A 10717-nucleotide genomic window follows, 5' to 3' on the forward strand; every position below is an offset into this window, starting at 1 on the left:
AGCTAAACGTTTTATTCCGGTCGAAACGATGGAATAACATAGCTAGTAAAGGAGCAATAGCTGTCTGCACAAACCAGGAGTGTGTCCAGCTACGGTGTAAAGTCATGGACGCTAAATCGGTTTCATGAGGAATGAAAATATCTAAATCAGGTAATACAGCTATCGCTGCTCCCCATAACACCGCTTTTCGTGGGGCTTTTTTACCCGCGACCATATACCCTACGGCGCCACCGAGTAAAGCTTGTGTTACTGTATCCATCTGATTTCTTTAACCTTAAAGTAAATGAGTCAATGACTGTGAGGTTTGATGCTTAATCAAGTGTTGCGGGAAGAAATTCCCTACGCTACATTCAACTGCTTTAAATGATACCTCTAACCGCTGAATTCAAGACCCTGAGCTCAACATGAAAAAAAATGCCTCATTAAGACAAGTATCTCAAGCTGAAATTCAACCCATTGTGAATGCTTTGAATTCTGGCCAGCTAGCAGTAGCAGAATCAATGGCGAAGAAATTGTTAAAGCAGTTTCCTAACGCTTTTGTCTTGCATAACTTGTACGGTAATGCTCTCGCCGGACAAAATAAAACCAAAGAGGCTGTCGACGCTTTTCGCAAAGCGATAAAAATTGATCCCAGTATTGCTGAGATGCATTTTAATGTGGCAGCGCTGCTGACCAATATGAATCGTCATGAAGAAGCCATTCAAAGTTATAAAAAAGCCGTTAGTATCAAACCTGGTTTGGTCGACGCTTATTATAATATGGGCATTGCTCATCAAGCCTTAAAACAATATCCCCAAGCAAGTCAGAATTATCAAAAAGCCATCGATCTGGAACCAGGCTTTTATGAAGCCATAGTGAACTTGGGGGTTGTTTTACAAGAGCAGGGCATGTTGGTTGAAGCTATCGACACATACAAGCGGGCACTGGCCATTCATTCGGATGCTCAGATTTACTTCAACCTAGGCACAGCCTACAAAAACCAAGGCAAATTAGGTGAAGCCATTACTGCGTATAACAAAGCATTAGAACTCAACCCGAATTATGCAGATGTGCATCGTAGTGTGGGTGAAGTGTTACGCGATCAAGGCCGCTATGAAGAATCCGTTGCTGCCTATAAACGGGCTTTAGAACTCAATCCTGATTTACCGATGGCAAACTATAGTTTGGCGGTTTACCTTTATGATAGTGGTGATTTGCAGGGTGCCTTGGAACATTTTCAACGCTCACAATATGCTGACTGGCAGGAGCGTTCTTTATACTGTCTGTATAAAACAGGGCAGTTTGAGGAGTTTAAAAACGGCCTTGATGCATTAAAACGCAGTAAAGATAACTCGCCATTTTTAGCCACGCTGGCTGGTCATTATGCTGAAAACTTTGGCACCGAGAATGATTACAACTTCTGTAAAAATCCACTGGACTTTGTGTTTCATACTGAAATACCTGAGATAAAAAACAATACTGTGTTTTTAAATCAGCTTTTACAAGATATTCATACCTGCGATGTGGATGAAAAGTCGCAGGGAAGACTCTACAACGGTGTGCAATCTTCTGGGAATTTATTTAAACGCCCTGAAGCCTCCTTCCGACAACTGGCTGAATATGTCGCTCAGGCAGTGGAACGGTATCGTCAAACATTTGCAGGTGAAAACTGCCAGTTTGTGAAAGGGTTCCCTAAAACTACCGAGTTCGCCAGCTCCTGGTATGTGAAAATGAAAAGTGGCGGTCACCTGACTTCCCATATTCATGAGGAAGGTTGGGTCAGTGGTTCGCTGTACTTGTCATTACCAAAAAATAAGCAGCACGAACATGAAGGTAGTATTGAGCTAAGCACGCATGGTGACGATTACCCAAAAAAACACGACAACTTTCCCACAAAGACTATTGCTCCAGAAGTAGGTGACTTGGTGATGTTTCCCTCATCCTGCTTCCATCGCACCATTCCATTCAGCTCAGATGAGGAACGTATTTGTATTGCGTTTGATTTGAAGCCAATGTGAATTGAATAAATAAAGCCAAAAGGATATTGCACAATGCAAAACCAATCTTTATCGCCCAGCAGAATTCTTGAAGGTCTGCTGTTTTTATTATTTGTTATTTCGCCGTTTTACATTACATCGAGTATTGGTGGTACGGGTTTTGATTTACCGTTTAATATTTCGGTTTGGTTTGCTGCAACATTGGTTATTGGTTATATGCTCTGGCATATCGCCAGTAGTGACACGATTACTCTACCCAAAAATTACCTTTATCTATTGATGTTGCCAGCCGGCATTTTATTATCGGCTGTCATAGCGGGTGTGGTTGAGCCTGTGACTTGGTTATTCAGAATTTTATACATCCTTGCAGGCGTTATTTTTCTGTTTGGTTTGTTTCAGTTCAAAAGCTTGTCTATTGAGCGTGTGCTGTTTTTTATTGTTCTATCGGGTTTGTTCATTTCTCTGTATGGGATAGTTCAAATGCACCCCTTGCAAGCTAGTGACGAAAACTCGATAACAAGTACCAAAACTTTATTGCCTACGACGATTTTCCAGCAGGTGAATGTTACAGCTAGCTATCTAGCTACAACATTATTAATTGCTATTTATCTACTGTTTATATCACTAGAAAATACAAAAAAAACAATCCAAGCATTTCTCTATGTATCTATGACATTGAGTACCTATGTCTTAGTATCATCGGGCTCTAGACTTGGGTTACTTTCTTTAGCATTGGGGCTGATTTTCCTCACTATAGGATTGGCAAAAACACTAAGGAAAAATAAAACAAAACTCCTTGGCGTGATTGTCTTGTTGTCAGTGGGCTCAGTAACATCATATGTATTGTTTTCTGGTCCGTCTGGCTTGAATAAAACTGTTGATAAGACATATGGCTTAGTTAAGGCAAACAACTCAGAAGCTAGGGTGGTTATCTATGGTGCTGCTCTGGATTCCATTCAATCATCACCTGTTTTTGGGCATGGTATCGGGAGTTATAAAAGTGAGTGGTTAAATCATTCAGCTGAGTTGTATCCAAAGTATCCAAATGTTGAGCATATGCCATACACGCTTGGCCACCCACACAATGAAATTCTGATGTGGGCGATTGAGGGGGGGGCGATAGCCGTTATTGGTATTCTGATAGCGTTAGTTTCAACACTATGGTCTGTAGCAAGGTTTTATGGGTTAACAAGTTTCGCCTATTTTTCATTGTTGTTACCCATATCTACGCATAACATGCTTGAACTGCCATTTTATATTTCATCATTACACTGGTTCGTGTGGTTATTTCTTATTTTTGTTGCACTAAAAGCCATATCTACTGATAAAAGTAATCAACTTAGTCTGAAGGCAAAGCATTCTATCCGGGGTATTACATTTGTATTTGGCCTTACTTCATTAATATTTTTATTACAAACAGCCTCGGCACAAAAAGATATCACTGATTATGTCTATGGTCGCTCAACTGATAAGCCACTTCAGCAGGCATTGATAAATCCTTATTTTCAAGCTGATGCCAGAGCGATGGCGAACGGTAGCGTGCTCTACTATGCAATTAAAAATGACGATAAACAGAAAATCACCCAACTACTCAATCAGTTTCAACAGGAATTAGATATTAATCCTGACTTAAAACTATTTGAAGATGTCATTAACGGCTTTGAGGCGTTAGAGGCTAAACAACAAAGTTGTTTAGTTGCTGAACGTGCATTAAAGATTTATCCATGGAATGGTGGCTTAAAGAAATATTTAGCAACCTGCTCAAGAAAGTGACATAAAGTGTCACTTTCTGACACTGGCTAACATATGTAATAAATAAGTAATTCAATCTATTTCTATAAGTGTATGAAAAATCAATGGAAGTACAGTTGGCACAATAACTGTATTAGTGAAGTTTAAGCGTAGTGCTTACATCAAAAGATACGGAGATAAAACATGAAAAAAGTCCAACAAGGTTTTACATTAATTGAGTTGATGATCGTCATTGCGATTATTGGTATTTTGGCTGCAATTGCATTACCTGCTTATCAACAGTACACGCAAAAAGCACGTTACACGGAAGTAGTCATGGCAGCTACTGCTGTTAAAACAGCTGTTGAAACATGTGCTCAAGTCAATAATGGTTTTGCTAGCTGTGCGGCTGGTAGTAATGGTGTTCCTGCTAACATGGCTGCTGGTACAGACCCTACTCAAATGGTTGACAATGTTGTTTGGAATAATGGTGCAGGAACAATTGTTGTGACACCTAATGCAGTGGGTGGTATTACTGCTGCAGATACGTTTACTATGACTGGTAACTTTGCTAATGGAACAACTACTTGGACTACTGTTTGTGCGAGAGCCGAGTTATGTTAATGGCTTCACTAAGCTGACTTAAAAAAGCCCCGCAATGCGGGGCTTTTTTTCGTCTGTACTAAGTGAGATTACTTCACTCTCATCCCAGGCTGAGCGCCATTATCTGGATTTAAGATAAATAAATCCTTTCCACCTGGTCCTGCAGCCAAGACCATCCCTTCTGATAAACCAAAACGCATTTTACGTGGCGCTAGATTGGCGACCATCACGGTTAATTTACCGATAAGGTCTTCTGGAGAATAGGCTGATTTAATGCCTGCAAACACCTGACGTTCACCTAAGCCAATATCTAAGGTGAGTTTAAGCAATTTATCTGCACCTTCCACATGCTCTGCATTGACGATTTTGGCAATGCGTAAATCGATCTTGGCGAAATCATCAAATTGGATTTCATCAGCTATCGGATCAATATTCGTATTGCTTGTAGTTTGCTTTTCTGCTGGTTTTGTTTCTGTCATATTTTCTTTTGATTCTTCAATGATCGCATCGATTTTTTCTTTTTCGATACGTGTCATCAACGGTGTGAATTTATTTATCGTATGACCAAGCAGTGGCGATGCAATATCAGTCCAGTTCAATGGTTCGATATTAAGGAAGGCTTCAGCTTGTTCAGCCGTTTTTGGTAATACTGGTTTTAAATAAGCGATTAACACACGGAATAAATTAATGCCCATGCTGTAAATGGCCTGGACTTCTTGTTCTTTGCCTTCTTCTTTGGCCAGCGCCCACGGCTTCATTTCATCGATATATTGGTTAGCCCGATCAGCTAAAGCCATAATTTCACGCATGGCCTGACCAAACTCACGTTTTTCATAGCGTTCTGCTATCAACTCAGCTTGATTGGTGAAGCTTTCAAACAAGGCTACATCAGCCAATGAATCAGTTAACTGACCATCACATTTTTTACTCAGATAACCCGCACAGCGACTGGCAATATTGACGACTTTACCGACTAAGTCAGCATTAATTCGGGTTTGGAAGTCTTCCAGACTTAAATCGATATCATCAATGCCACTACCGAGTTTGGCTGCAAAATAATAACGTAAATATTCTGGATCCAGATGATTCAAATAGGTACGTGCTTTAATGAAGGTACCCCGAGATTTCGACATTTTTTTGCCATCGACAGTCAGGAACCCATGCGCATAGATATTATCCGGCTGACGGAAACCCGCGCCTTCTAACATGGCAGGCCAGAATAGGGCGTGGAAATAGATAATATCTTTACCAATGAAGTGCACCATCTCAGTGTTGTTGCCGGGCTTCATAAACTCATCAAAATCCACACCTGTACGATCACAGAAGTTTTTGAAACTGGCTAAATAACCAATCGGTGCATCCATCCATACGTAAAAGAATTTATTATCCGTATCTGGAATTTCAAAACCGAAGTAGGGGGCATCACGTGAAATGTCCCAGTCTTGCAAACCACTATCAAACCATTCGCTGAGTTTACGTGTGACTTCAGGCTGTAGATGGTCGCTATTAGTCCATTCTTTTAGTGTTTTTTCAAAGTTACCGAGTTTGAAAAAATAGTGTTCTGATTCTTTGGTAATAGGGGTGGCACCTGATACAGCAGACACCGGATTTTTGAGTTCAGTGGGTTCATAAGTGGCACCACAGACTTCACAGTTATCACCATATTGATCCGCTGCACCACATTTTGGGCATTCGCCTCGAATAAACCGATCGGGTAAGAACATTTCTTTTTCTGGATCGTAGGCTTGGCTAATGGTTCTGGCTTCAATATGACCCGCATCTCGGTTAGCTAAATAAATCTGACTGGCTAAGGCTCGGTTTTCGTCACTGTGGGTACTATGAAAGTTATCAAAACCAATATTGAACTCAGAAAAGTCAGCCTGGTGCTCTTTACTGACATCGCTAATCAGCTGTTCAGGCGAAATACCTTCATTTTGTGCACGCAGCATAATCGGTGTGCCATGCGCATCATCTGCGCAGACGTAATAACATTGATTGCCACGCATTTTCTGGAAACGAACCCAGACGTCAGTTTGGATGTATTCCACCATGTGGCCCAGATGAATTGAACCATTGGCGTAGGGAAGAGCGCTGGTGACCAGAATTTTTCTTTGCATGAGTGAACCGAAATTAACCGTGATAAAAGCCATAAAAGATACCAGAATTAGGGTGTTTACACCATGTAAACATCCGCTTTCTCTCGCTGTTTCATCGTAATATTGAAATGCATCAGTCTTTGCATTAGATTGGAGTTAACACTGCTTGTGTTACGTCTGCCATTTCGGGGTAATTAATGGATCTTCATCTACATAATATTCATGCTGATTCGGTTGAGCTGGCACTGGAAAAAGCACGCCAATATCGTTCACTTGCTGAGCCTGAGATTGCCGAAAGTATTTGTCTGGATATTTTGCATATCGAGCCTGATAACCAAAAAGCCATCGTGCTCTACATACTGGCCTTAAGTGACCAGCTACATCATGCCGGTAAAAAGACGCAAGTAAAGTCGATTGAAGAAGCCATTGAAAAGTTACAAAGTCGCTATCAACAGTTTTATTACACGGGGCTCCTTCATGAGCGCCGCGCCAGGTTTATGCTGACTCAAAGTATGGCCAGAGTGTTTGCTTATGATTATTTTATCGAAGCGCTACAGTTTTATCAGAAGGCGGAAAAAATACGTCCCGAACATAATGATGAGGCTACACTACGTTGGAATAGCTGTATCCGAACCATTGAAAAAGAAAACCTGAAACCGCGACCTGACAGCAAGGATGCCAGACTGGATATGGAAAGCTGAGCATGACGTTATTACAGATACAAAAACGCACCATGACCATTGCAGGAACGGTATTAAGCGTTTATCTCCTGTTTCATATGTTGTCCAATCTCAGTTTCTTTTTTGGTGATAGCTTTAACCAGTTTTATCAGATTTATAATTCAGCCTGGATACGTTGGCCAGTGTTAGCCATCGTATTGATTTGTTTGTGGGTTCATGTTCGGGCAGCAGTCAATATACGCCGTAAAAACAGTCATGCCAGACAGGTTAGTTATAAAAAACACGATAAGTTTCATATACCCGCTTCCCTGGTGACCTTAAGCATTATCCTCTTATTCCTATTTATTATCGTTCATATTCTGCAGTCTTTGTATGTGAATCCATTTGATGTCAGAGCGTCTTTGCTCGACTGGTTCAGCTCTCCATTCATCACACTGTTTTATCTGATGGGCGTGTTTATATTAACGATGCATTTACAGCATTCATTGATTAATGTTCTTCAAACCTTAGGGATTTCATCCAAAATGCACCATATTGCTATTCATTCGGCAGTGGCTGTGTTGGCACTGGGTTTTGTTTCTATTCCTGTTTATGTGTGGTTAGTGTGATGAATGAGTTTGAATTAGATAGTCATGCACCCAAAGGGCCATTACAGGACAGATGGAAGCAACATAAATATAACTCTCGCGTTGTCAGTCCGGCCAACCGCAAAAAATATACAGTCATCGTGGTTGGAACGGGATTGGCTGGGGCTTCTGCTTCTGCCTCATTAGGCGAAATGGGTTTTAATGTAAAAACCTTTTGTTTTCAGGATAGCCCGCGTCGTGCTCATAGTATTGCTGCTCAGGGTGGTATTAATGCGGCCAAAAATTATCAGAATGATGGCGACAGTGTCTGGCGTCTGTTCTACGACACCATTAAAGGCGGCGACTTCAGAGCCAGAGAATCCAATGTTTTTCGTCTAGCCGAATTGAGCACGGCGATCATTGATCAAGCCGTGGCTCAAGGCGTGCCGTTTGCACGTGAATATTCGGGGTATTTAGCCAATCGTTCCTTTGGTGGCGCTCAGGTCTCGCGAACATTCTATGCCAGAGGACAAACGGGTCAGCAGCTCTTACTCGGTGCTTATCAGGCGATGAGTAGACAGATTGCAGAAGGAACGATTACTCACCGTTCACGCTGTGAAATGCAAGAGCTCATAATGGATGGTGACAGGGCTATCGGTATTGTGACCCGTGATTTAGTGACAGGTGAATTGGAAAGTCATCTTGCTGATTGTGTGGTGCTCTGTACCGGTGGCTACAGTAATGCTTTTTATTTATCTACTAATGCCAAAGGTTGTAACACCTCTGCGATTTGGCGAGCCCACAAAAAAGGCGCTTTGTTCGCTAATCCTTGCTTTACCCAGATTCATCCTACCTGTATTCCACAACATGGTGAGTTACAGTCCAAACTGACATTGATGAGTGAATCGCTACGCAATGATGGTCGTGTGTGGGCACCAAAAAACAAAGCGGATTGTGATAAACGGCCAGAAGATATTCCTGAAGAGGATCGCGATTACTTTCTCGAACGAATGTATCCGTCGTTTGGTAATTTGGTGCCACGGGATATTGCCTCTCGAGCAGTGAAGTTAATCTGCGATGAAGGCCGTGGGGTCGGCTTTGAAATTGAAGGGAAAAAACTGGGCGTCTATCTTGATTTTGCTCAGGCTATCAAAAAGCAGGGATTAGCTGCCGTCGAAGAAAAGTACGGCAACCTGTTTGAAATGTATCAGCGTATAACTGCTGAGAACCCTTATGAAACCCCTATGCGAATCTATCCCGCTGTGCATTACACCATGGGGGGGTTGTGGGTGGACTATAACTTAATGACAACGATTAATGGCTTGTTTGCCGGTGGCGAAGCGAATTTCTCAGATCACGGTGCGAACAGGTTGGGCGCAAGTGCACTGATGCAGGGGCTGGCGGATGGTTATTTTATTTTGCCGACCACGGTAGCGGATTTTTTAGCGAAACAGAAACCCATCAAGGCAGAGCAGTATTCCAGTCAGATTGATGAAGCGATGGCGTCAGCCAAAACTCGTATCAACCGTTTGATGAATGCGCCGGAACCATCAATCACGCCTGATGAATTTCATCGGCAACTTGGTCAGATTCTCTGGCATGCCTGTGGCATGGCGCGAACCAAGTCTTCACTGGAACAAGCGATTAGAGCCATACAAGCTCTGCGTCAGCAATTCTGGCAAAAAGTTAAAATATCAGGCTCGGAAGAGGGATTAAACCAAACGTTAGAGCGTGCAGGTCGTGTGGCCGACTTTTTTGAATTGACGGAATTGATGTGTATTGATGCGCTGGACAGGGAAGAATCTTGTGGCTGCCATGCACGTGAAGAACACCTTACAGAGGAGGGTGAGGCCAAACGAAACGATATGGATTATTCCTACGTGGCGGCATGGCAGTATAGTGGTGATGTCAGTCACCCAACGCTTTATCGTGAATATCTGCATTTTGATTTTGTTCGACCCAGCATAAGAAATTACCAATGATTTTTAAACTGAATATCTGGCGACAATCCGGACCCGATAAAAAGGGTGATTTCAAATCGTATGAAATTGAGGCGAGTGAAGACTCCTCGTTTCTGGAAATGATGGATGCACTAAATGATAAGCTGACACTACAAGGTGAAGATCCGGTGGCATTCGACTTTGATTGCAGGGAAGGGATTTGTGGATCCTGCAATCTTGTTATCAATGGCACATCGCATGGTAAACAACAGGCAACAACAACCTGTCAGCAATACATGCGGGATTACAAAGATGAAAAAGAACTGTGGATTGAGCCCTGGCGAGCCACTGCTTTCCCCATTATCAAAGATCTCATCGTCGATAGAAGTGCCTTTGATCGTATTATTCAGGCTGGCGGTTATATTCCTATCCGGACAGGTTCGGCCTGTGAAGCGAATACTTTACCGATAGAGAAGCACGTTGCCGATGAGGCATTTGATGCAGCTACCTGCATTGGCTGTGGTGCTTGTGTCGCAGTCTGTCCAAATGCCTCAGCTACATTATTTGTAGCAGCAAAAATTGCACATTTGTCGGTTTTGCCTCAAGGACAAATGGACAAACAACGTCCCGCAAAATTATTGCACGCAATGGAAGAAGAAGGTTTTGGTAGTTGTAGTAACTATCGAGAATGTGAGCGTGTTTGCCCTAAAGAGATCAAGGTCAGCGCTATTACCACAATGAACCGTCTGCTTTATCAGAATCGTTGACGCATTCTGCCCAGTGCTATCATTAATCCTAGCAAAACAAACGGCTGATATCTGATGACAGAAGATAAAAACGAACCTATCGCCAACGACCCTATCATTGTAGGTTGGCGAGAGTGGCTTAGTTTACCTCAACTTGGTTTGAATCGAATTAAAGCGAAAGTGGACACGGGGGCCAGAACGTCTGCCATCCACGCCTTCTCAGTAGAAGAATTTGAGCAAGAGCAGCAACTGTGGGTGCGATTTGGCGTTCATCCTAATCAAGGTGATACTGACACTATTAAATGGTGTGAAGCGATAGTCATTGATCAGCGCAATGTGACGGATTATGGAGGGCATACTGAAAAACGTTATGTGATTC

The 10717-nt window shown here is 42.4% G+C and carries 10 protein-coding genes; 8 read left to right on the forward strand and 2 right to left on the reverse strand.

Annotated elements, in window-relative coordinates:
* The coding region (locus tag B4K20_RS05130) for a metal-dependent hydrolase (protein ID WP_289282118.1) at positions 1–259 on the reverse strand (259 nt) is incomplete at its 3' end.
* 145 nt (positions 260–404) lie between these two features.
* Here B4K20_RS05130 and B4K20_RS05135 point away from each other — a divergent pair.
* The 3 genes from B4K20_RS05135 to B4K20_RS05145 all read left to right on the forward strand — a co-directional run bounded on the left by B4K20_RS05135 (position 405) and on the right by B4K20_RS05145 (position 4331).
* The gene (locus B4K20_RS05135) at positions 405–1997 is read left to right on the forward strand and encodes a tetratricopeptide repeat protein (protein ID WP_289282119.1); all 1593 of its coding nucleotides are present in this window, start codon (positions 405–407) and stop codon (positions 1995–1997) included.
* Between the two features lie 33 nt (positions 1998–2030).
* Complete coding sequence (locus B4K20_RS05140; RefSeq protein WP_289282120.1) at positions 2031–3749, forward strand: PglL family O-oligosaccharyltransferase; 1719 nt, start codon at positions 2031–2033, stop codon at positions 3747–3749.
* Between the two features lie 162 nt (positions 3750–3911).
* A complete protein-coding gene (locus B4K20_RS05145) occupies positions 3912–4331 on the forward strand; it encodes a pilin (RefSeq protein ID WP_289244710.1) in 420 nt (139 codons plus the stop codon).
* A 68-nt stretch (positions 4332–4399) separates the two neighbouring features.
* Here B4K20_RS05145 and metG read toward each other — a convergent pair whose 3' ends face one another.
* Positions 4400–6427, reverse strand: a complete 2028-nt coding sequence (gene metG, locus B4K20_RS05150) for a methionine--tRNA ligase (protein WP_289282121.1) — start codon at positions 6425–6427, stop codon at positions 4400–4402.
* Positions 6428–6603: 176 nt separating this feature from the next.
* On the opposite strand from metG, the gene B4K20_RS05155 reads away from it, so the two are divergent.
* The 5 genes from B4K20_RS05155 to B4K20_RS05175 all read left to right on the forward strand — a co-directional run.
* Positions 6604–7107, forward strand: a complete 504-nt coding sequence (locus tag B4K20_RS05155) for a hypothetical protein (protein ID WP_286304383.1) — start codon at positions 6604–6606, stop codon at positions 7105–7107.
* A gap of 2 nt (positions 7108–7109) precedes the next feature.
* Positions 7110–7694, forward strand: coding sequence for a succinate dehydrogenase (locus B4K20_RS05160; protein ID WP_289282122.1), 585 nt, complete (start codon positions 7110–7112; stop codon positions 7692–7694).
* Positions 7694–9634: a fumarate reductase/succinate dehydrogenase flavoprotein subunit gene (locus B4K20_RS05165; protein ID WP_289282123.1), complete on the forward strand. Its 1941-nt coding sequence runs from the start codon at positions 7694–7696 to the stop codon at positions 9632–9634. Before B4K20_RS05160 ends, B4K20_RS05165 begins: the two co-directional genes overlap by 1 nt.
* On the forward strand, positions 9631–10359 hold the full coding sequence (locus tag B4K20_RS05170) for a succinate dehydrogenase/fumarate reductase iron-sulfur subunit (RefSeq protein ID WP_289282124.1): 729 nt from the start codon (positions 9631–9633) through the stop codon (positions 10357–10359). The genes B4K20_RS05165 and B4K20_RS05170 overlap by 4 nt, the downstream gene beginning before the upstream one ends.
* A 54-nt stretch (positions 10360–10413) precedes the next feature.
* The coding region (locus B4K20_RS05175; protein ID WP_289282125.1) for an ATP-dependent zinc protease at positions 10414–10717 on the forward strand (304 nt) is incomplete at its 3' end.

It is taken from the genome of Methylophaga sp. UBA5088, assembly GCF_002414625.1.
Lineage (GTDB): Bacteria > Pseudomonadota > Gammaproteobacteria > Nitrosococcales > Methylophagaceae > Methylophaga > Methylophaga marina.

Excerpts from the sequence above, each read along its gene's own strand:
- B4K20_RS05135 (WP_289282119.1), top strand. The coding sequence starts at position 405 with ATGAAAAAAAATGCCTCATTAAGACAAGTATCTCAAGCTGAAATTCAA.
- B4K20_RS05140 (WP_289282120.1), top strand. The coding sequence starts at position 2,031 with ATGCAAAACCAATCTTTATCGCCCAGCAGAATTCTTGAAGGTCTGCTG.
- B4K20_RS05145 (WP_289244710.1), top strand. The coding sequence starts at position 3,912 with ATGAAAAAAGTCCAACAAGGTTTTACATTAATTGAGTTGATGATCGTC.
- metG (WP_289282121.1), bottom strand. The coding sequence starts at position 6,427 with ATGCAAAGAAAAATTCTGGTCACCAGCGCTCTTCCCTACGCCAATGGT.
- B4K20_RS05155 (WP_286304383.1), top strand. The coding sequence starts at position 6,604 with ATGGATCTTCATCTACATAATATTCATGCTGATTCGGTTGAGCTGGCA.
- B4K20_RS05160 (WP_289282122.1), top strand. The coding sequence starts at position 7,110 with ATGACGTTATTACAGATACAAAAACGCACCATGACCATTGCAGGAACG.
- B4K20_RS05165 (WP_289282123.1), top strand. The coding sequence starts at position 7,694 with ATGAATGAGTTTGAATTAGATAGTCATGCACCCAAAGGGCCATTACAG.
- B4K20_RS05170 (WP_289282124.1), top strand. The coding sequence starts at position 9,631 with ATGATTTTTAAACTGAATATCTGGCGACAATCCGGACCCGATAAAAAG.